The 21,511-nt window shown below is 38.7% G+C and carries 18 protein-coding genes; 16 read left to right on the forward strand and 2 right to left on the reverse strand.

Features of this window, described 5'->3' with window-relative positions:
- Positions 1 to 21: 21 nt before the first annotated feature.
- From IPM47_07405 to IPM47_07425, 5 genes are all read left to right on the forward strand, one after another.
- On the forward strand, positions 22 to 1,524 hold the full coding sequence (locus IPM47_07405) for a carboxypeptidase M32 (protein QQS30744.1): 1,503 nt from the start codon (positions 22 to 24) through the stop codon (positions 1,522 to 1,524).
- Between the two features lie 210 nt (positions 1,525 to 1,734).
- Positions 1,735 to 2,958 (forward strand): ATP-binding protein, encoded by a 1,224-nt coding sequence (locus IPM47_07410; protein ID QQS30745.1) that lies wholly within the window; start codon positions 1,735 to 1,737, stop codon positions 2,956 to 2,958.
- Entirely contained in the window at positions 2,949 to 3,437 is a 489-nt protein-coding gene (locus IPM47_07415) for a hypothetical protein (GenBank protein QQS30746.1), read from the forward strand. The genes IPM47_07410 and IPM47_07415 overlap by 10 nt, the downstream gene beginning before the upstream one ends.
- Before the next feature lie 118 nt (positions 3,438 to 3,555).
- Positions 3,556 to 4,407 (forward strand): tetratricopeptide repeat protein, encoded by an 852-nt coding sequence (locus IPM47_07420; protein ID QQS30747.1) that lies wholly within the window; start codon positions 3,556 to 3,558, stop codon positions 4,405 to 4,407.
- A 177-nt stretch (positions 4,408 to 4,584) separates the two neighbouring features.
- Positions 4,585 to 6,183, forward strand: coding sequence for an FAD-dependent monooxygenase (locus tag IPM47_07425; GenBank protein ID QQS30748.1), 1,599 nt, complete (start codon positions 4,585 to 4,587; stop codon positions 6,181 to 6,183).
- Between the two features lie 11 nt (positions 6,184 to 6,194).
- On the opposite strand, the gene pruA is transcribed toward IPM47_07425, so the two are convergent.
- Together pruA and IPM47_07435 are read right to left on the reverse strand one after the other, a co-directional pair.
- Complete coding sequence (gene pruA / locus IPM47_07430; GenBank protein QQS30749.1) at positions 6,195 to 7,829, reverse strand: L-glutamate gamma-semialdehyde dehydrogenase; 1,635 nt, start codon at positions 7,827 to 7,829, stop codon at positions 6,195 to 6,197.
- 137 nt (positions 7,830 to 7,966) lie between these two features.
- Positions 7,967 to 8,548 (reverse strand): hypothetical protein, encoded by a 582-nt coding sequence (locus IPM47_07435; GenBank protein QQS30750.1) that lies wholly within the window; start codon positions 8,546 to 8,548, stop codon positions 7,967 to 7,969.
- A 92-nt stretch (positions 8,549 to 8,640) separates the two neighbouring features.
- On the opposite strand from IPM47_07435, the gene IPM47_07440 reads away from it, so the two are divergent.
- From IPM47_07440 to IPM47_07490, 11 genes are all read left to right on the forward strand, one after another.
- Complete coding sequence (locus IPM47_07440) at positions 8,641 to 9,210, forward strand: GNAT family N-acetyltransferase (protein QQS30751.1); 570 nt, start codon at positions 8,641 to 8,643, stop codon at positions 9,208 to 9,210.
- 1,333 nt (positions 9,211 to 10,543) lie between these two features.
- Entirely contained in the window at positions 10,544 to 11,170 is a 627-nt protein-coding gene (locus tag IPM47_07445; GenBank protein ID QQS30752.1) for a fibronectin type III domain-containing protein, read from the forward strand.
- A gap of 571 nt (positions 11,171 to 11,741) precedes the next feature.
- Entirely contained in the window at positions 11,742 to 12,041 is a 300-nt protein-coding gene (locus tag IPM47_07450) for a hypothetical protein (GenBank protein ID QQS30753.1), read from the forward strand.
- Between the two features lie 266 nt (positions 12,042 to 12,307).
- Positions 12,308 to 13,789 (forward strand): DUF4433 domain-containing protein, encoded by a 1,482-nt coding sequence (locus IPM47_07455; GenBank protein ID QQS30754.1) that lies wholly within the window; start codon positions 12,308 to 12,310, stop codon positions 13,787 to 13,789.
- Between the two features lies 1 nt (position 13,790).
- Positions 13,791 to 14,471 (forward strand): hypothetical protein, encoded by a 681-nt coding sequence (locus IPM47_07460; protein ID QQS30755.1) that lies wholly within the window; start codon positions 13,791 to 13,793, stop codon positions 14,469 to 14,471.
- A 27-nt stretch (positions 14,472 to 14,498) separates the two neighbouring features.
- Positions 14,499 to 15,989, forward strand: a complete 1,491-nt coding sequence (locus tag IPM47_07465) for a hypothetical protein (GenBank protein ID QQS30756.1) — start codon at positions 14,499 to 14,501, stop codon at positions 15,987 to 15,989.
- Positions 15,976 to 16,707, forward strand: coding sequence for a hypothetical protein (locus IPM47_07470; protein QQS30757.1), 732 nt, complete (start codon positions 15,976 to 15,978; stop codon positions 16,705 to 16,707). Before IPM47_07465 ends, IPM47_07470 begins: the two co-directional genes overlap by 14 nt.
- Positions 16,708 to 16,935: 228 nt before the next feature.
- The gene (locus IPM47_07475; protein ID QQS30758.1) at positions 16,936 to 17,721 is read left to right on the forward strand and encodes a site-specific DNA-methyltransferase; all 786 of its coding nucleotides are present in this window, start codon (positions 16,936 to 16,938) and stop codon (positions 17,719 to 17,721) included.
- Complete coding sequence (locus tag IPM47_07480; GenBank protein QQS30759.1) at positions 17,718 to 18,503, forward strand: MvaI/BcnI restriction endonuclease family protein; 786 nt, start codon at positions 17,718 to 17,720, stop codon at positions 18,501 to 18,503. Before IPM47_07475 ends, IPM47_07480 begins: the two co-directional genes overlap by 4 nt.
- A gap of 562 nt (positions 18,504 to 19,065) precedes the next feature.
- Positions 19,066 to 20,589, forward strand: a complete 1,524-nt coding sequence (locus IPM47_07485; GenBank protein ID QQS30760.1) for a putative DNA binding domain-containing protein — start codon at positions 19,066 to 19,068, stop codon at positions 20,587 to 20,589.
- Between the two features lie 387 nt (positions 20,590 to 20,976).
- Entirely contained in the window at positions 20,977 to 21,498 is a 522-nt protein-coding gene (locus IPM47_07490; GenBank protein QQS30761.1) for a cytochrome P460 family protein, read from the forward strand.
- The last annotated feature ends 13 nt before the right edge of the window (positions 21,499 to 21,511 follow it).

The following is a 21,511-nucleotide window of genomic DNA, read 5'->3' on the forward strand; positions in this document are numbered from 1 at the left end:
CATTTATTTATCTCCCTGAATATGGATTTGTATCAAGCCTATATTGCACAGATGCACAAAATAGCCGATGTTAATCATACATTGGCATTAATGGGATGGGATCAGGAAGTTCACCTTCCCGAAAAAGCAGCCGGAATGCGAGCCAGACAAATAGCTACTTTGGCGGGCATCGCTCATGACCTGTCTGTTTCGGACGAATTGGGCAATTTAGTGAACCGCTTGTCAGAAGATGAAAGCCTTTCATTCGAAGAAAGCAGAAATATTGCCGAAACAAAAAAGCAATTTGAACGCAAGCAGAAATTACCTACTTCATTTGTAATGAAATTGACAGGTGCGGTTTCACGCGCCTATCAGGCTTGGAACAAAGCCAGACATGCAAAAGACGGAGAGGGTGATTTTACCGAATTTGCTCCTGCTTTGGAACATTTGGTTGCTTTAAAGCGGGAAGAAGCCGAATACATCGGTTATTCAGACCACCCATACGATGCGTTACTCGATGAATTTGAACCCGGGGAAAAAACAGCCGATGTAACCATTCTGTTTGCAGATGTGCGCAGGCAATTGGTGGATTTTGTCAAGGAAATTCATCATCAGGAACAGGTAGCAGACCAATGGATGTTTTTGCATTACGATAAAGACAAACAATGGCATTTCGGTTTGGAGATTCTGGAAAAAATGGGGTATGATTTTAAGGCCGGAAGACAGGATATTTCGGCTCATCCATTTACCACGAGTTTTGGGATGAATGATGTAAGAGTTACCACACGCATCAACGAAAACGACCTGCACGAAATGATTTGGGGCTGTATTCACGAAGGCGGCCACGCGCTTTATGAACAGGGACTATTGCCCCAAAACTACGGGCTTCCTTCAGGCTCTTATGTTTCGTTGGGTATTCACGAATCTCAGTCCCGTTTATGGGAAAATAATGTCGGCCGGTCTTTACACTACTGGAAAGCCAACTACCCGAGATTGCAGGAATTTTTCCCCAAACAATTGGGCAATGTGCCTCTGCTTGCATTTTACAAATCCATGAACAAAGTCAGCCCTTCGCTCATTCGTACCAACGCAGATGAGCTTACCTACCATACCCATATTTTAGTGCGCTTCGAAATTGAAAAAGCACTCATAGAAGGCACTGTTGAGGTAAAAGACCTGCGCGAATTATGGAATGCCAAATACAAAGAATATCTGGAAATTGAGGTGCCAAATGACCGTAAAGGTGTTTTGCAGGACATTCACTGGTCTCATGGCAGCTTTGGCTATTTTCCAACCTATTCCCTTGGCAGTTTTTATGCAGCACAGTTTTTTCATTATGCCGCCAAAGACCTTCCTGACCTCCACCAGCAAATTGAACAGGGCAATCTTCAACCTTTGTTGCAATGGTTGCGAACCAACATTCACCAACATGGGCAGATTTTCCCGGCAGAAGAACTCTGTAAACGCATCACCGGAGAAAAACTCAATTTCAAGTATTTCATGGACTATGCACGGCGTAAGTATAGTTTTATTTACGGGTTGTGAAGTTTGTTGTTCAGCCCGTTGTTCATGTGTCTGCCGGATGACTTGCAATTCCATTTTTATAGTTTAACACAAACTGTTCGATAGTTTGTTCAAGGACAATCATATCCTGACGTGTATCAGGAATGAGCGGCTATTCCCAAGTTTTTATATAAAAAAGCGTTATAGCGAAAGGAGAACTTCTATCTTTGATACAGATTTACAAACAACGCTATGGGCAGAATAAAAATACAAAACTTTGGCCCTGTCAAAGATGGCTTAGCCGATAAGGACGGATGGATAGACTTTAAAAAAGTAACCGTATTCATCGGCGATCAGGGCAGCGGTAAAAGCACGGTGGCCAAACTTTATTCAACACTATGCTGGATAGAAAAAGCGATGGTTCGGGGCCAGATTAAGCCTGATGAACTAAGTCTATATAACCGTTTTTTAAAACAATTAAAATATCAGCGAATTGATAACTATATCAAAAGTAACACGCTGCTTGAATATGAAGGCAAATTCTATCACTTTCATTTTCATGACAGTTTTTTCTTTGCAGAAAAAGCAAGCGGAAACGGGTATTTGCATCCTAAAATAATGTATGTGCCGGCAGAGCGAAATTTCCTCAGCGTAGTTGAGCGTCCCGACAAACTGAAAAATTTACCAAGCCCGTTGTTTACTTTTTTGGATGAATATGATCAAGCAAGAATCTTTTATTCAAAAGGAATTGCACTTCCGATAGGCAATACCAGATTTGAGTATGATGTCCTCAACAAAATGGCCCATATTACCGGAGGAAATTACAAACTGCGGTTATCTGAGGCTTCCAGTGGATTTCAATCTACTGTACCGTTGTTTTTGGTAACAAAATTTTTAACCGAATCTCTTCATCGGGAAAACGACAATTCCATAACGACCGAGTCGATTGAAGAACAGCGCAGATTAGCAAAAGAAATTGAAAAAATCATCAACGATACTGCTTTGAGCGAGGAAATAAAGCGGGAAACATTGAGACAATTATCCGCAAGATACAAACCCTCCTGCTTTGTGAATATAGTTGAAGAACCGGAACAAAATCTGTTTCCGGGTTCACAACAGAAATTGCTCCACAGTTTGATGGAGTACAATAATAAACATGAAGGGAACAAACTAATTCTCACAACACACAGCGCATATATCATAAACTATCTGACCCTTGCCGTAAAAGCTGAAATGGTGAAAACTTCAGTAAAATCTGAGGAAGCTGCCAGAAAACTGAATGAGATTGTGCCTTTACAATCCACCGTAAAACCTGATGACCTGGCGATTTATCAAATGAATGAAGAAGACGGCAGCATCCATATATTGCCGGATTACAAAGGATTGCCTTCTGATGAGAATTATCTTAATCTGGATATGGAACATTCAAACGAATTATTTGCACAACTACAGGAAATTGAAAAAGGATGGCGGTAAATTTTTTCGATGCACGTTGCCAAAGCACTACAAGCGAACCCGTTTTCGGAATTTTTGATGCTCCCCCCGCTGTTCTTGATTTTAGGGATGCAGACATCTGGATTCTTTGGGTGGATAATTCTGAAGAAATCGAAGTTACTTTTACCGCAATTGATCAATGTTTGGATATTCCGGATAATGAAGGGGAAAGATGTGAAGGCATGATGGTTTATGCCGGTGTTTTAACTTTCATAGAACTGAAAGACAGGAATGCCGGTCGTTGGGCAGGTAAGTCAAGAAACCAGTTGATAAACACAATAAACATTTTTAAAAAAGAGTCCGGTATTTCACGCTATAACCGTTTATACGGACATATCGCCAACAGGCAAAGACCAAATTTTAAAGCCGGCAACAAAACCTTCTATCAGGAATTTGAAGATGAAACGGGTTTTATTTTAAGGGTTAGCGATGTTTTAAAAATCGAACCGTCAATAATTTGATTTATTCAACCATACCCGCCGGGAATTTCCAAAAATTCAGGAAGAGATAAACAAACCGTGCGACTTTGTTTTATATTACCAATACCAAGAAAATTTACTTTAACCAACCTGCCAAATCATGCCCGGACAAAACCCATCCACTTCTCCTCCATCATCCAAATCCGGAACGGTAAAAATTTTTCTTGCCTTAATGTCTGTTTTGGCACTGTTGTTTTTATTTGCAAATCGTCAAAACCTTTTCCAAACCGGTAAGGAAAGCAATTCAACAGGAATCCAACAGCAAAAAGAGCCGATTATTCACGACCCAAATCCCGAAGCCACACAGGCATCCAACCAAAGACAAGCCTTGAATCAGAAAGGCTCTCAGCTTTTAGAGGCCGGGAAATTTGACGAAGCAATCGCCACATTTACCGAGTTGGTGAAAACCAAGGAAAATGATGCGGCGGCGTACCATAATTTAGGCATAGCTTATTCCAAAAAGGGGGATTACCCCAGCGCTATCCGGGAGTTTACCAAAGCCATAGAAATTGACCCAAAGTTTGAAACAGCCTTATACAGCCTTGCTATTACCTATGAAGAAAACAACAACCGAACAAAAGCGTTGGAAACCTTTAACCGACTCCTGCAAATTAACCCTGCCGAAAAGCGAGCCTTGCTCAGGGTTGGGGTAATTTACGATGCTCAAAACAAATTTGACGAAGCCATTCAGGCATATCAAAAAGCTGTTGCAGCAGACCCGAACTATTATATCGCATGGTTCAATATGGGCAACACTTACCTACAGCAAAAACTATACGATAAGGCAATTGGCAGCTATGAAAATGCCATCAAAGCAAAACCTGATTACGCCAACCCTTACGTCAATATGGCGCATTGCTATATGAGCAAAGGCAATAATGCCAAAGCACAGGAACTGTTCAAAAAGGCGGTTCAGTTAGACCCCTCCCTGAAAGCAATGCCCCTGAAATAGCAATCGAAACAACCATGATGGTCTAATCTCTTTTACTTGTTTAAACAATTCGTTCTTTCCCTTAAATTCCACGTTTTTTGTGTAAAAAATTCAGGAAGGGTAGAATTTAAGTCCGATTTTCTCCAGACATCAAGATTTTCTTTTCAAAGAAAACTAAGCAATTCCGATTGATAACACATGCCTCAACAAATTACCCTATCCCTGAGCCCGGAACAAGCTGCGGATGAAACAGCCCAAAAAGCTGCCGCTGCAAAAATGCTTGGGTTGCCGTTGCTTAAAATCGCTGAAGTGAGGTTATTGAAAAGGTCTGTAGATGCCAGAAGCAGGCAAACCAAGGTGATTTTAAAAACGGAAGTTTATCTGACAGACGAACCCCTTACGCCTCCGGAGGTTTTTATTGCCAGTTATCCAAAAGTTACCAATCGTTACCGGGCTATTATTATCGGAGCAGGACCGGCCGGATTGTTTGCTGCTTTGCGGTTGCTCGAATTAGGTATTCGCCCCATCGTATTGGAACGGGGGAAAGATGTCCGCGCTCGCAGACGTGACCTTTCAGCCCTTAACCGGGAGCATATTGTAAACCCCGATTCAAACTACTGTTTTGGCGAAGGTGGGGCAGGCACTTATTCGGACGGGAAACTCTATACCCGATCTGACAAACGAGGTAATATTCGACAAATTCTGGAAACTTTTGTAGCTCATGGTGCCAATCCCGATATTTTGGTGGATGCTCATCCTCATATTGGCACTAACAAACTTCCTCAAATCATTACTGCCATCCGTGAAAGCATCTGCAACGCAGGGGGCGAAGTACACTTTAATGTCAAAGTAACGGACTTCATACTTTCGGGAAATACCATAAAAGGAGTCATTGACCAAAACAACACCCGGTTTGAATCTGATGCCGTTTTACTGGCAACCGGACATTCGGCTCGTGATATTTTTAAATTGTTGCACCGGCGAAATATATTGATAGAGGCCAAACCTTTTGCGCTTGGGGTGCGTATCGAACACCCGCAGGCGCTGATTGACCAAATGCAGTATAAGTGTTCGCCACAAACCGGCAGAGGTATTTATCTTCCGCCGGCAGCCTATTCGTGGGTTGAACAGGTAGAAGGAGTTGGGGTATATTCATTTTGCATGTGTCCGGGAGGAATCATAGCCCCCTGTGCAACAGAAAATGGTCAGATTGTTACAAATGGATGGTCGCCCTCCCGCCGCAATAATCCTTATGCCAATTCGGGAATTGTTACGGAAATAAGGTTCGAAGATGTTTTGAAATACGGTAAATCGGCAAACAAAACTGAACAATTCAGCGGGGTTTTAGGACTTATGAACTTTCAGGGAGATGCCGAACATCGTGCATGGTTAGCCGGAGGACAAACTCAACGGGCACCGGCTCAAAGAATGATTGATTTTATTAACCGAAAACTCAGCACTACCCTTCCGGTATGTTCTTATCAACCCGGTATTGTGTCGGCACCTTTAGTTGAAGTATTGCCGCCCTTTGTAGAACAAAGGCTCAGGGCTGCCTTGCGTAATTTTGGAAAACGTGCACCGCTTTACCTGACTAACGAAGCAGTTTTAGTTGGCGTTGAGTCCCGCACTTCTTCTCCGGTACGTATTCCACGCGATTCAATCAGTTTACAACATCCGCAAATTAACGGACTGTTTCCCTGTGGTGAGGGGGCAGGATATGCAGGTGGAATCGTTTCGGCGGCTATTGACGGAATCCGCTGCGCAGAAGCCATTTTTAAAAAAGTAAAACAATCGTAAATTGCACCGGACTATTCCTCACTACTCAAAAAAGGATAGCGATAGTCGGATGGCGGGACAAAGTTCTCTTTAATGGTTCGGGCGGATGTCCATCGAATCAGGTTGAGATAAGATCCGGCTTTGTCGTTGGTTCCGGAGGCTCTGCCGCCACCAAAAGGCTGCTGATTGACAACTGCTCCGGTTGGTTTGTCATTGATGTAAAAATTTCCGGCGGCATGTCGCAGTTTGTTTGTAGCATGGGCAATAACCTGACGATCCTGAGCAAAAAAAGCACCGGTAAGGGCATAGGGAGAGGTTTGGTCTAACAGGGTGAGGGTCTCCTCAAATTCCTGATCTTTATAAACATAAATTGTCAAAACAGGCCCGAATATTTCTTCGCACATGGTGATGTAGTGCGGGTTTTTCACCAAAATCACGGTTGGCTCAATAAAATACCCCTTGCTTTTATCATATTGGCCTCCGGCAATGATTTCGACATCGGGATGTGATTTGGCATCTTCAATATAAGCGGCAATTTTGTCAAAAGATTTTTCATCAATCACGGCGTTGATAAAGTTGCCAAAATCTTCCACCGTTCCCATTTTCATTTCCATCAGATTTTCAGACATGGTTTCCCTGACTTCCAACCAAAGGCTTTGAGGAATATAGGCCCTTGATGCTGCCGAGCATTTTTGACCCTGATATTCAAAAGCACCTCGCACCAAAGCCGTTGCCACTTGTTCTGCATTTGCTGAAGGATGCGCCATGACAAAGTCTTTTCCGCCGGTTTCGCCCACTATGCGCGGATAGGTTTTATAAGTTGCAATATTTTGTCCTATGGTTTTCCACATAAACTGAAACGTACCGGTGGAACCTGTAAAGTGAATGCCTGTAAAATCGGGATGTGCAAAAACTACATTGCCGACTGTCGGGCCATCGGTATATATCAGATTGATGACACCATCGGGTAAACCGGCCATTTTGAAAACTTCCATAATGACCTGAGCGGAAAAAATTTGAGTTTCAGCAGGTTTCCAAACTACCGTATTTCCCATCAGGGCAGCAGATGAAGGCAAGTTGCCTGCAATTGCCGTAAAGTTAAAAGGGGTAATTGCCAACACAAATCCTTCCAAAGCCCGGTATTCCATACGGTTCCAAACTCCGGGCGAGGAGGCCGGTTGATTGGAATAAATCTGCGACATATAATAGACATTAAAACGAAGGAAGTCTATCAGTTCGCAGGATGAATCAATTTCAGCCTGAAACGCATTTTTCGACTGCCCCAACATGGTGGCTGCATTGATTTTGTAGCGGTAAGGGCCGGCAAGCAAATCGGCTGCTTTCAGAAAAACAGCGGCACGGTCTTCCCATGGAAGGTTTTCCCACGATTCTTTAGCGTTCAAGGCAGCTTGAATGGCTTGTCCGACATGATCTGCATTGCCTTTATGATAGAAACCGAGGGTATGTGAAATTTCATGAGGCGGATGGATGGCAATGCGATGACCGGTGCGAACCTCTTTTCCGTTGATATACATCGGAATATCTGCTTCTTTTGATTTTGCTTCTTTAAGCGCTTTTTTAAGGGCAGCTCTGTGAGGGGTTCCGGGGGCATACGATAAAACAGGTTCGTTTTGAGGAACAGGAACAGAGAAAAAACCTTTGAGCATACAGGAGATATATTATTGGTTGAAAATAAAAAAAATGAAGCGCAAAAATACGGATTTTAACCCGATTTTTGTTAAAAAACCCCTTCGGAAATACTTGTCATCAGCCGGATTGGTGTCGGTTTTTGAAATCCGGCAGCTTATTTTGGATCCAAAAGGGGGCTGATATTTGAGCAGTTTTTTTGTAGAAAATGAAACAACAACTGGGTTGGAGTATCCGAAAAAACAGCAATAATTTTTGCCTGATAAATAGTCGAACCGGTAAAATCACCTTGAACCAAGGCTAGTCTGCCGGTCTGTTCCGGTAAAATGACAATGGGTGAAGGGCTGCGTGCGGTGATTTGCTGAATATCGGTCAACGGTATTTCGATGCCATTCATCTCCAGAACACTTGAGGTAGGACGCAAATTAAAATTGATGCCCAAAACCCCGATACAGATAGGCAACCAATCCGATTTATTTACCGCCAAATTCAATAAACTATCGGCAGGATCGTAGAGCAATTCCATCGTGTTTCTGTCAATATCTGTGAGCACCTTCATTTTTCCGGTAGCTGATTGGTTGTTTTCGGGCAGGGCAGTTTGGTTTTTATTGCTGACGGATTTTGTGGCCAAACATGAAGTCATCAACATTCCTGTAAGCATGAAAAGGCATAGTCCTTTTGAATTAAGGAAGGAAATCCGGCTGAATAGCCATTTGATTCTGTAAAATGAACTTTTCATAGCTGAACTTTTTTATGTATCTTTGAAAGAAATAAAAAACCATAGCCCCTGATTGCAAATCTACCCAACTTTTTCAAAACATTTTTACAGGCATGAATCAATATTTTACCATTACAGTAAATCCGGAAATCAAACTGCGCCCGGTTGAATTAGTTTATGCCAAATCAATTTTTGAATTAGTGGATAAAAACAGAGCATTTTTAGGTAATTGGTTGCCCTGGATTCAATACAACACTTCACAATCGCATACTGAAAAGTTTATCAAAAACGCTTTGAGCAAGCGAAATAAATTAGAAATGGCGGTTTATACCATTTGGTACAATAACCGTTTAGCCGGAATGATTGACCTGCAAAGCATTGACACCATCAACAGCAAGTCTTATATAGGTTATTGGCTTGGCAAGGAATTTACGCGTCAGGGCATCATGACCCTCGCCTGTTCCGGTTTAATCAATATTGCTTTTGATTTTTACAACCTAAACCGGATAACCATCCGTTGTGCTACCGGAAACACCAAGAGTTGTGCAATTCCCGAAAGATTGGGTTTTACCTTAGAAGGCATAGAACGGCAAAGTGAATGGCTGAACGGGAGGTTTGTAGATTTAAAAGTATTTAGCATGTTGAAAACAGAGTGGGTGAACAGGATAAATCAACCGGTTTAATGGTCAGTGAATGTTGCAAACTGAATTTTCTCGAAGAAGTGCAATGATTGCAGCAGACATCCGCAAAGTCAGACAGGACTATGAAAGGGTGATATTAAAACCGGAATAAAAAACAAGGAAATAAGGTTTTACCAACTACCTGCCGCAGTATTGTTACTATGGTTGCAAACTCTTACGCCTTCCGGTTAGCCGCTAAACAACACGAATAACTCCCATAAAATAAGGATTTTATAAGGATTGCAGGTTCATTTTACCCCAATCTAAATGCACGGCTCAACCTAAATATCATGGGTACTTTACCACTTCATATCTAAAAGAACCCACCCCTAACCCTCCGAGGAGGGGAATTTAAAGACGTTTTTCAGTATTTGATGGTTCAAAATTAAATCATAGTTGGTATTACAAAATGCGCAATGCCTTTGTATGAAATATAGACAGAACTACTCATGCTACATGTTTACGGAATGATGCAGTCGGGTTCCGTCTTGCAGCTACCTCGATACAGATAACTAAGCTGATACCGTAATAAAAAAAATGCCACTAACCTTTATGTACAACGGACGATTTTTATGATATATTTCGCAGAACCTTTGTCCAATTAATCAACCCATTTTGTTTGGACTAATATAAACAGGCAAACTGCTTTAGAAAATAGCCGGCTTCCTCAGTAAAAAAGTTTTCCTCCTTAGGGTTGGGCTTTCCCTCCTTAAGATTGAGGTTTCCCTCCTTAGGTTTATGTCTTTCCTCATTAGGGTTAGACTTTCTCTCCTTAGGGATGGGCTTTCCCTTCTTAGGTTAGAGCTTTCCCTTTTTAGGGTTAAGCTTTCGCTCCTTAGGGATAAGCCTTCCCTCCTTAGGTTAGAGCTTTCCCTCTTTAGGGTTGAGCTATTCCTCCTTAGGTTAGAGCTTTCTCTCCTTAGGGTTGAGCCTTTCCTCCTTAGGTTTGATCTTTCCCTTCTTAGGGTTGAGCTTTTCCACCTTATTTTACTTTTTTTCAGCTAAAAAACTAATTATTTTATCAAATATTTTTAAACATCCACACATAATTTAATGGGTTATCCCTTTAAAAATAAGGAATAGTTAAGCATAGTGTTAAAATTTGTTAATTTTTTCAAAAAAATTGCTAAATTATTTGGCTTTTTGAAAACCTTGTATTAACTTTACATTCAGATATAGGAGGATGAACCGCTACTCAAATGAAACGTATTTCAAAAGGCACATTCAAACGGAATGGAACGCACAGTAAGCATGAGTTTTCGGCAACAAAATTTTATATCTGACAAAAAAAGTTCTTTAAATCTTATTTATTAACCCCCCTAAATTTTTATTTAACGTGATTAAATTTAAAGTAAAGAAAGATTTCAGTGATAAAACAGACCTGGAATTAATTTTCCGAACAGATGAGGTAATTTCCGGTTTGACCGGCAACCCCGATTACCCGACACCCGACCCCACAGTTGCAGCACTTACCGGATTTCGCAATGACTTTAACAACGCAATGGTAGCCGCTGCTAACGGAGGGACTACCCTGACTACTGTTAAATACCAAAAAAGAACAGTATTAATTACCGCTTTGCAAAGAGAAGCAAACTATGTTGAATTTAACGGATTAAATTCTGATTTAATCATGTTAAGTTCCGGTTTTGAAGTTTACAGCAGCGTTAAATCGCCTGCTCCTGCATCGGTTTCGCCGTTTATTGAAAAAGTAACTGACGCTGCCCTCAGCGGAAGTTTGATTTTGCAAACCAATTCGGTTAAATATGCTGTTGTTTACGAATTGAGATACACCGAAGATGAATACGGACCAACTGCCCGTTGGAACTATTTAGTCGTTCAAACCAAAACCAAGTTTGTAGTATCCGGTCTTACCCCCGGTAAAAACTACTGGTTTCAGGCGCGAACCATCAGCACCAAAGGCCCCAGTGAATGGTCTGACCCATTTATCTTCATGCCCCGATAACTGACCACAAGGTTAACAGAACTTTTTTATCCCTTGCCCCTTAACGGCAAGGGATTTTTTTATTGTATGTTTTTGTATATTTGCCTATATTTTACGATATACCCATGAAAGCAATAGAACTAACCAAAGGATGCTAAGCTCCTTGGATATTTTGTTAAAATAAAAACTTAATAATGCGTAGGCTTTTGCGTATAATTAATCATATTAGTAATTATAACAGGAAAAATAAGAGTGTATCCATAATAAATACAAAATTTAAAAAATAATGAAGCCTACAAGAAACAGAGTGTTTTGCAGAGATTGTGGAAGAGCAAAAATGCTTTTTGAGACAGAAAAAAAAGCTGACAATTTCATTGCATTCAATCAAGAGGATATAGAAATAGAAACAGGTAAAGCCCCAAAACGAAGCTATTTTTTCAATTTTGTGGGGGTTGGCATATAACCAGTATAAAAGAAAAAATTGGTATGTCAAAAAACGAGAAATTGCTTGATGATTACTTGAAAGAAAAAAAAAGAAACCACAAAGATTGAAATAAATTATAAATTGAAGCGAAGTCAAATGATAACGGAATTGGAAAATCAAATCAAAGAAATGGATGCTGACCAAATGAAGACGTTTTTTTCTGAAAAAATTAACTCGATAAAAGAAGAAATAAAATGCTTAGGTAATCCAGTTAAAGGTGTTGAAAAAGAAAAACTTAATGAACTTCGCCAATATATTGAAATCGTGTATATAGTCAAAAAACAAAATAGAATTGTCACCTCAACAAAGTCAAACAAAATTCACAATAATCAGAATGAAATAATATCAGAACAAAAAAATCAAAAACTAAATAAACATTATGAAAAACTAAGAAAAAAAGAAAGTTAAGAATGGAAATTATGGCTTGAAAAAAATGGTTATGGTGAAAAATAACTACCCCCAATATTGCATTTGTGGCATGGCGGCAGACTTGATAAAATGAAGCTTTTTGCTTTCTATATGTTTTTATTCGCGTGAGAAATATTGTACTATTCAACCCGCCTTGCACTAAGGCTTTTCTGTTTTCGCCAACAAAAAAGACAATTAACAAACTGAACGAACAAAAAAAGTAAAATGAAGTATAAATTTATAAATGGCAAAACCGTAATACCGAAATGAAGATATTTGATTGGATTATAGGATATTTCAATAAAGTTCGTTCCTATTTTCGTAAGAATAAACAGGAACAGGCTGTTCGTGACCCAATAATAGAAACGGGAAGAACAAGCCAAGAAGAAATCCCATCTATTAACGAAGAAATAGTAAAGCAAGAAGAACCACTTACCGAAGTCGAAATTTCAAAACTTGCCGAAATCCAAACAGCAACAGAGTTGCAAAGGCTGATTGCGCCACCAATAAAAATTCGCAAAAGGATTTTTGACCTCGTTGAAATTGAGCAAGAGGTTACAGCCTTGAATAAAAAATTGATTAAAGTTCAAATAAAACAAAATCAGATTGAGCCTGTCCGTTTTCCACAAACCTACAAGACTGAAAAAGATATTGAGGAGTTAGAGCGTATTTTGCAGAAGTATGACAACAAGCAAAATCTTACGCTTTCAATTTCGGCGATTGACAAACTCAAAAGCAGGTTTGGGCAGTTTGATAAATTTTTACAGGATAGAATACTCACTAAAATATATCGAATAAGAGAAGAAAAGAGGAGGAAGGAAGAAGAAACTAAAAAACAGCAGGTTAAAGAATTGATTGGGCGTATTGAAAACCTAATCAATCATGGCAATTTACAGGAAGCGCAAGACCAAATTTCAAAAGCAGCGATAAGCATAACAGGTTTACGAAACCCCGACCAAAAAAAGAGTTTTCGAGAAAAGTTAGAAGTACTAAAAGCAGAGTTCAGAGATAGGCAAATTCGGGAAGAGGCGAAACGCCAAGCGAAAGAACTTAAAAAGCAACAGAAGGAAGCCGAGCGTAAGAGGTCGGCAGAAGAAGACAAACGTGAAGAAGAAAGGAAACGGAGGGAGCAAGTGGATATTACACGTAAACAACAAGAAGGAGACAAAAAGAAAAAAGAAGAAGATAAAAAACAAGCATTACAAAGACTTCTTGACAAAAAATCTGATTGGCAAGACTTCGCTAAAGTTTTGAAAAATAATGGAATAACTACATTGTATCATTTTACTGATAGGGTGAATATTAGCTCGATTAAAGAAACAGGCGGACTTTATTCATGGAATTATTTAGACAGAGAAAATATCGATGTTGCTCGCCCCGGAAGCGGTGCAGAAGCAAGGTGGGCGGCAAGGCAATTTGGGTTATCTGATTTTATCAGTTTAAGTTTTGTTTCAGACCCCCCCATGAAGCATGTAGCCTTAAAGGAAGGCAGGATTTCAAATCCTGTAACGCTGAAAATTTCAACAGAAGTTTGTTATTTTATTCATACCAATTTTTCAACAATGAACGCAGCTGATAACAGGAGCAGAAAAGGAAGTACAATTGCAGATTTGCGACAGTGCAGGTTTGATTTGTTTAATAGGCATTATTCTGCTTTACAAGGAGATGAAAAAAAATATTATCAAGCCGAAGTTTTAGTAAAAACTTGGATACCAATTCAGTTCATCACTAACATCAATCAATTTTGAAATGATATACATAGAGAATAAGAAAAAATCAGAAACAAAGTTGAAAGAGAAGTACCCCAACGCAAAAATTGTTGATGTGACTTCAAAAGCAACGACAGGGTTAGTAAAATTAAGCCCTTTTTACCCGCATGGTGAAATCCCTATTCCATTTTCGGAAGGGCAAACAGCCATGAGCGTTGAAGGAATTTGGCAAGGATTGAAAGTTTTTGAAAGAGAGGATGTTGACCCTAAAATGTTCAAGAATGATACTATGAAAAATATAAAAAGGACTGTTCGGAAATTCGGGAAGCCATTAGGACATCGAAAAGGCACAAAAGGAACGGAACTGTTAGACTATATTCAAGCAAGAATACTGATTTATCTGCCAGCGTATTTATGGGTTTTAGAAAATAAAGTCCAATATATTATTGAACGGTTGAGGAAGGCAAGTAAAGAACAAGACATTGTTTTGCTTGATTACGAAACTAATGGCGACGTATTAAATGCAAAAAAACCTCTTTCTCATGCTTTTTTAGTAAAAGCCTATATTGAAGGCGATTACCCGACGGCAGAGACCTTGGCAAATCAAAAGCCACGAGCAGAACAGCCCAAAAAAGAGAGAGTTGCCACCAAACCCAAGCAGCCAAAAGAAAGAATGCCAAAGCATAAAAAAACAACAGATAATCAATCCAAACTATTTTAAACCACCATTCAAAAAACCATAACGGATATGATGATATATTTTGAAATAAGCTTTATTGTGTTGATAGTTGTTCTTCAATCATGGGCATTTTCGGATGTAAGAAGTAAGATACAGGACTTGCGTTCGTTTTTCCCCAAGAACTTTAACGACCTTGAGGTAATAAAATACCATGTCCCCAAAGGATTACTAAAAAACAATGTTGAGTTTGCTTCATTTATCAGCGGGATTAGCAAAGGCAACCCAACAACAATCGGAGACGATGCAACTGAAAAAGAAGAAGTTGAGGTTTTGGTTATTGACAAAATCACAAGGCAAAAGCATTGGGAATTTAACGAGGTAATTTTATCTACAAATGCCTACTTGTGCAAGAATAAAGGTGCGTCAGCTGACTTCAATATTTTGCAGGATATTTGCGATAGGCATATCCAACGTCTTGACAACAGCATCAGCAACCGAATAAATGTTCCACTTTACATTGGACTTGGAGGAACTTTTTTGGGAATAATCATAGGCTTAGGTTTTCTTGCTTTCAAAGGAGTTGACACAAAAAGCATAACTGAGTTAATTACTAGCGTAATAATGGCAATGATAGCAAGTTTGGCCGGTCTTATTCTAACTACGTGGAACACCGCAAAAACTTACCAACCTGCCGTTTATCAAAACGATACTGACAAAAACCATTACTACGATTTTATTCAACGGGAACTTTTGCCAGTCTTGAATATTGGAATGGCAGGAAGCTTGTCCTCATTTAGAGAGATTTTGAGTGATTTTGTTGTTAAATTTGGAGGCGACACAGTTAGGACTGCGCAATTATTGAATGAAAACTTATCGAAGCAACAGTTCGTTTTAGAAGAGATTAATAAATTGGATATACCGAAGACATCAAATGCAATTGTTGAAAGCTTTTTCAATCTTAAAAACTCATCTGAGCAATTGAAGATGTTTTTGAACTATCAAGTATCGCTAAATCAAAATGTTACGGAAACGAATAAAGTAGTCGGAGGTTTGAACGATACACTCAATTCATTCAAGTCCTTCAATTCCAACCTTGAAGCAATCGCCAAAAATGTAAACTCATCTATTGAGTTGCAACGACAGTTTAAGGATATGTTGGAGTTGCATTTTCCAACCATCAAAGACCATCGGGAAGTTTGGCGTGGGCAGGTTGATGAACTAAATACCGATATAAAAGGCATTTATGTTGAGTTGAACAAATATTTCCAAGAAAGCACAAGCATTATTCAGACGTTCGTTCAAAATAATGAAAGTTACTTTACAGGGCTAAATGACATACAAAAAGTAATTAAAATTTTTGTAGATAGTGCTAAATTCCAAACTGAGCAATTTATGGCTCTGAATACAGGTATGCTCGAAATGCGACAAGACTTAAGGCAGTCGCAGCAATCTAATTACGAACTGAACAAGGAATTAGTTGAAGCAGTAAAAAATTTAACGCTAAAAATTTCTAGACTCGAAATCATAACAACCCCAGAAACTGACGATGGCAAAAAATAAAGAAAAGAAAAACGACTTTTTTTGGTTGAGCTACTCAGACTTGATGACGAGTTTGTTTTTCGTCATGCTTGTGTTATTTGTCTTGGTTTATTCAGTTCAAAACCAAGTCATTCAACATGTAAATAAACAGAATGAAGAACTTAAATCTTTAAACGAGAAGATTGCAGAAGCAGAAAAAGAACGGAAAAAGTATTTTGATGATTTGAAAGCAAAAGCCGAAGAATTGGAACGTATAAAAGCAATTGATGCAGCTATATTAGAGCTACAGAAAGGCGGTTTATATGAATACAATACTGTATGCAAAAGGTTCGAGTTAAAGCAAGATATTCTATTTGAGCAGAATAGTGCAGTTATTCCCAAACAAGCGATTGGAGGATTAATACAGGCGGGTAAGCAAGTTCAAGACCTTTTGCAAAAGCTGAAAAACAACAAAAAAGTAAAATTTATTATAGTTATTGAAGGAAGAGCAGCTAAGCACGAAAACGCAAGAAAAAACTTACAATTTGCCAATAATGTAAAAGATTTAGGTTATAGTCGTTCATTATCTTTATTTCAACTATGGGAAAGTAATGGAATAAAGTTGAATGATATACATAATTCAAGTTCAGAAGTCTTTATTTCAAGTTCAGGGTTTGATGGGCTATGTAGGTACAGCGGAATAGAGGAAGGGAAAAATAAGAGATTTATTATCCAGATAATTCCGTATTTGATTCAATGACAATAAAAACAGCATAGAACATTATGTTTGCGAAAAGGCGGGCAAATGTGCGTAATTTAGGCTTTTGTGCTTTCTAAAAACTTTGTGCGTAGGGCAAGGAAAGTGCTATTTAAACCCGCCCTTCGCAAACATTTTTCCGTTAGCGGTCAGGCTAAAAACAGACTGCAAACGGACAGACGTGAATTAAAATAGTAAATTTAAACGGTGACAAACAATACTCAAAGACAAATGACTTTTGAAGAAAAATACTTAAATAAAATCATTAACGGTGACAGTTTGACTGTTATGCGAGAAATGCCGGACAATTGCTTGGACTTGGTGGTTACTTCACCCCCTTACAACTTGAAAAATTCAACCGGAAACGGTATGAAAGACGGGCGTGGTGGAAAATGGGCAGGTGCAGCATTGGTTAATGGTTACAGTCATTATGACGACAATATGCCACACGAGGAATATGCAGAGTGGCAACATAACTGTTTAAAAGAAATGTTCCGACTAATAAAAGATGACGGAGCAATTTTTTACAACCACAAATGGAGAGTTCAAGACGGTTTACTCCAAGATAGACAAGATATACTCAGAGATTTACCCGTTAGACAAATCATAATTTGGAAACGCAAAGGCGGAATAAACTTTAATCCGGGTTATTTTTTACCGACTTATGAGGTTATATATCTCATACCAAAAAACAATTTCAAACTTGCACCAAAGGCTAACGCATTTGGTGATGTTTGGGAGTTTAAACAAGAAATGAAAAATGAACACCCTGCACCATTTCCGGTTGCACTAATAGACAGGATAATTTCTTCTACGACTGCACAGACAATTTTAGACCCATTTATGGGTAGTGGAACAACTGCTGTTGTTGCTATGGGACACAAAAGAAATTATATCGGAATTGAGTTATCTCCCGACTATTGCGAAATGGCGGAACGGAGAATTGAACGTAATAAAAAACAAAGTGAGTTAATAGGGTTAAGACCCTTAACCTTATTTCAAGATACAGAACAATGAAAATTTACACGAAAGACAGCTTAATTACAGAGCTTAAAAAAATTGCCGAACAAGGTTGGATAGACAACGCAAGACACGGAAATCACGGTGGAATTGGAAATACACTTGAAGACTTGTTAGGGATTGATGAAAACAATTTACCAATTCCAAATGCAGCAGAATGGGAGTTAAAAACACAAAGGTTAAATACTTCTTCACTAACGACTTTGTTTCACATTGAGCCTTCACCAAGAGCAGTAAAATTTGTCCCGCAAGTTTTGTTGCTTAAATATGGTTGGGCACACCAAGAAGCCGGTAAAAAATATCCCGAAAACGAAATGAGTTTTAGGCAAACAATTCACGGACTTTCACCAAGTGACAGGGGATTTCAAGTTGTCATTGACCGTAAAAACAGCAAAGTTTTAATCTCGTTTGACAGTAATATAGTTGCAGACAAGCATAGTGAATGGCTTAAACAAGTAAAAAATAGAGTTGGCTTAGGACAACTTGACCCACAACCTTATTGGGGTTTTGACGACCTTTCAAACAAAGCAGGAACAAAATTGCTAAACTGTTTTTATGTTCAAGCAGAAGTAAAAAAAGAAGACGACAGGGAATTATACAGATACAGCAAAGTAATGATGTTGCAGAAGTTCAACTTTGACGGTTTCTTAAATCAAATTGAAAAAGGAAATATTTTGTTAGACTTTGATGCAAGAACCGGACATAATCACGGAACCAAATTTAGGATGAGACAAAATTGCTTGCCGGAACTTTACGAAAAAGCGACTGTAATTGTATGACTACAAAAGAAGCCCAGCCGATAACAAGCGTAACTGTTACACAACTACTCAAAAACCACTAAATACCCGATTTTATAAAAACGTTGCTTTCAAATTAAAGGCTTATGCTGTTTTTGGGTCTATGCAATTTTGATTAAGCAACTTTGGGTAGGAATAAACTGGCAATTATGTGAATTGCATGAGCATTAGCAGGTATATTCATCGGTGTAATAAGGCTTGTATAAGGATATTGGGCGTTATGCGCATAAATTACTAATATACTCGTTCAAGATTGCAATTCAATCCCAATTTCGACAGATCCAAATCTTCCCCAAAATCAACAATAATCCGCAACTTGCGTTATTGGCACTGACGCTAATCTCCAAACAGGCTATTTGCATCTGCCGGCGGGGTGTATTCCTTGTTTGTATGGGTTAACATAAAACAAAGGGTTTTTACCTCTGCCTTAAAGATTATTGTATTTTTGTTTCCGGCATTTCACAGACTGGCGTTGGTTGAAAGCATAAAAAACAGAGCTGAGAACACAAACCGACATATAAAATTGTAAATTTGCCCTAATATTATGGACGATATATTATTAATAGCTGACAAGGTAAAAAACACTCTAATACTCGGAGAGAGTCACTTTAGAGAGTTCAAAACGGCTTATGAAGGGAGACCTGACAATAAAAAACCCAGACTTGTAAAATCTATATGTGCCGACATTGGTGAAGCACTTGTATCTTTTGCTAATGCTGATGGTGGTGAGATACTTATTGGTGTTGAAGATGATGCTACTATTACAGGTGTTCCTCACAATGATGCAGACATTCAAACGATGCTTAATGCAGTAACAACACACGTTTACCAAAATCAAAATTTACCAATTACTATTGCCAATAAGTTGACAATTGACAACAAAATCATTTTATACTTTTCAGTAAACAAAGGGACAACAATGATTTACCAACTTCCAGATGGAAGATGTGTAAGAAGGAAAGATAAATCAACTTTGCCTGCATCTGTTGACCAAATACAGTTTGAGAGACAGGAAATAAAATCAAGAGAATTTGACAGTCAATTTGTTGATGGGGCTTCAGTAACAGACTTAGACCTAAAGCTACTTCAAGGAATTGCCGACCAATACATCAAGGGACTTAGTATTGAAAGATATTTACAACAAATAGGACTTGCAGAATATGGTTTAAATGGTCTTAGACTTAGAAGAGCCGCTGTATTACTTTTCGCAAACGACATTGACCGTTGGCACCCGAGAAGTCAAGTAAGATTTTTAAAAGTAAATGGAAACTCGCTGGAAGCAGGTGAAAAATATAATGTAATTACTGATGACACAGTAAAAGGAAACATCTTTGAACTTATATTTAAAGCGTGGGAACATCTAAGGTCTTTTCTCGCATATAAGACAGAGTTTGGCTCAAATTCTAAATTTGAACAAAAATATATCTACCCTGAAGATGCTGTTAGAGAAGCTATTTTAAATGCAGTAGCTCATAGAGACTATAGTATTTCAAACGCAATTGAAATATATATTTTTAACGACAGAATGGAAATCAAAAGTCCAGGAGCATTGCTTTCTACCTTGACAATTAAAAACCTTTACGAACTTGAAGGCTCTCACGAATCCAGAAATTCTTTAATCGCAAGAGTTCTAAGAGAGAATCAACTTATGCGTGAGTTAGGTGAAGGCATGAAACGAATTTTTAGTTTAATGCAAGAACAGGAACTTGCTAAACCTGAATTGTATTCCAATGGATTATGGTTTAGAGTCACGCTATTAAACAAGACAGTTTTTAATCATAAGGAAATAGATTGGCTAAAAAACTTTGAACACTTTAACTTGACAAAATCACAAAAGAATATTGTCCTTCTTGGTTATGGTAATAAAGAAATTTCACCAAATGATATTTTCAAAGCTCTAAACATTCCTAATACAGAAACTGAGAAATTCACACAAGAAGTATCTGTTTTAAGAAAACTTGGAATATTAGATAGTTTTAGAACAAATATCGAAGCAAGAAATCTTGCATATAAAACTAAAAAAGACAAGAAGGACATAACAAGATATAAAGTTGTAATACCAAAATAAAGAATGTCATCGCCCAACACGGGTAACAGTTGTACAACCATTAAAATAACAAAGAGTAACCCCAATTAAGCTTTTTTTCAATTTCAATAAAGCTTTAGCTGATTCGCAACCTACCCTGAGTTTTCGACAGATCCAAATCTTCCCCAAAATCAACAATTATCCGCAACTTGCGTTATTGGAAATGATGCTAATCTTCAAACAGGCTATTTGCATCTGCCGGCGGGGTGTATTACTTGTTTGTATGGCTTATCATAAAACAAAGGTTTTTTACCACTGCCTTAAAGATTATTGTATTTTTGAAACCGGCATTTTCAGAGGCTGGATGATATGTACAATCTTTGGAAACAAACGGGAAATAAATTTTCACCAAAATCAAAGTATATACTCATGAGCAGCAATTTAAAAACAACAACCCTTCTGGCTGTTTTTTTAACAGGCATCTGGGCCACTAATTCATGTGAAAAAGAGGAGCAGGCTACAGGGACAGACAAGGAATTATTTGATATGGCGATAGCCTCAGGTGGTTTTACCTGGTTCAAAAATTCAAATACTTTATTAAACAAAAGCTCCGGCAGCGGACACCCGCAACCATTTCTGAGGACTCGGTATAACCCGATAGCTGCTGCAATGTTAGATTCGACCGGTAAGATAATGACCGGTGCGGTTTTTCCGGAAGGGTCTTTGATAGTGAAAGAATTACATGCCAATTCAACAACCCTTGAACGATATGCAATCCTTTATAAAAATTCGGGAAGTTCGGATGCCGATTCTAAAGGATGGGTATGGGGATACATCAACTCAGACGGAACTGTTGCAGAACCTGCTTCCAGTAAAGGCAGTGGGTGCATAAGCTGTCATTCTCAGGCAGACAATATAGACTATATGTTAATGAATAAATATTTCCCGTGATCTGCCATGCTGC

It is taken from the genome of Sphingobacteriales bacterium, assembly GCA_016700115.1.
GTDB lineage: Bacteria > Bacteroidota > Bacteroidia > Chitinophagales > UBA2359 > UBA2359.

What these genes read in the sequence shown, in the direction of transcription:
- IPM47_07405 (QQS30744.1), top strand. Translation starts at nt 22, where the DNA reads ATGGATTTGTATCAAGCCTATATTGCACAGATGCACAAAATAGCCGAT.
- IPM47_07465 (QQS30756.1), top strand. Translation starts at nt 14,499, where the DNA reads ATGATGATATATTTTGAAATAAGCTTTATTGTGTTGATAGTTGTTCTT.
- IPM47_07415 (QQS30746.1), top strand. Translation starts at nt 2,949, where the DNA reads ATGGCGGTAAATTTTTTCGATGCACGTTGCCAAAGCACTACAAGCGAA.
- IPM47_07480 (QQS30759.1), top strand. Translation starts at nt 17,718, where the DNA reads ATGAAAATTTACACGAAAGACAGCTTAATTACAGAGCTTAAAAAAATT.
- IPM47_07435 (QQS30750.1), bottom strand. Translation starts at nt 8,548, where the DNA reads ATGAAAAGTTCATTTTACAGAATCAAATGGCTATTCAGCCGGATTTCC.
- IPM47_07455 (QQS30754.1), top strand. Translation starts at nt 12,308, where the DNA reads ATGAAGATATTTGATTGGATTATAGGATATTTCAATAAAGTTCGTTCC.
- IPM47_07485 (QQS30760.1), top strand. Translation starts at nt 19,066, where the DNA reads ATGGACGATATATTATTAATAGCTGACAAGGTAAAAAACACTCTAATA.
- IPM47_07460 (QQS30755.1), top strand. Translation starts at nt 13,791, where the DNA reads ATGATATACATAGAGAATAAGAAAAAATCAGAAACAAAGTTGAAAGAG.
- IPM47_07420 (QQS30747.1), top strand. Translation starts at nt 3,556, where the DNA reads ATGCCCGGACAAAACCCATCCACTTCTCCTCCATCATCCAAATCCGGA.
- IPM47_07410 (QQS30745.1), top strand. Translation starts at nt 1,735, where the DNA reads ATGGGCAGAATAAAAATACAAAACTTTGGCCCTGTCAAAGATGGCTTA.
- IPM47_07490 (QQS30761.1), top strand. Translation starts at nt 20,977, where the DNA reads ATGAGCAGCAATTTAAAAACAACAACCCTTCTGGCTGTTTTTTTAACA.
- pruA (QQS30749.1), bottom strand. Translation starts at nt 7,829, where the DNA reads ATGCTCAAAGGTTTTTTCTCTGTTCCTGTTCCTCAAAACGAACCTGTT.
- IPM47_07440 (QQS30751.1), top strand. Translation starts at nt 8,641, where the DNA reads ATGAATCAATATTTTACCATTACAGTAAATCCGGAAATCAAACTGCGC.
- IPM47_07475 (QQS30758.1), top strand. Translation starts at nt 16,936, where the DNA reads ATGACTTTTGAAGAAAAATACTTAAATAAAATCATTAACGGTGACAGT.
- IPM47_07470 (QQS30757.1), top strand. Translation starts at nt 15,976, where the DNA reads ATGGCAAAAAATAAAGAAAAGAAAAACGACTTTTTTTGGTTGAGCTAC.
- IPM47_07425 (QQS30748.1), top strand. Translation starts at nt 4,585, where the DNA reads ATGCCTCAACAAATTACCCTATCCCTGAGCCCGGAACAAGCTGCGGAT.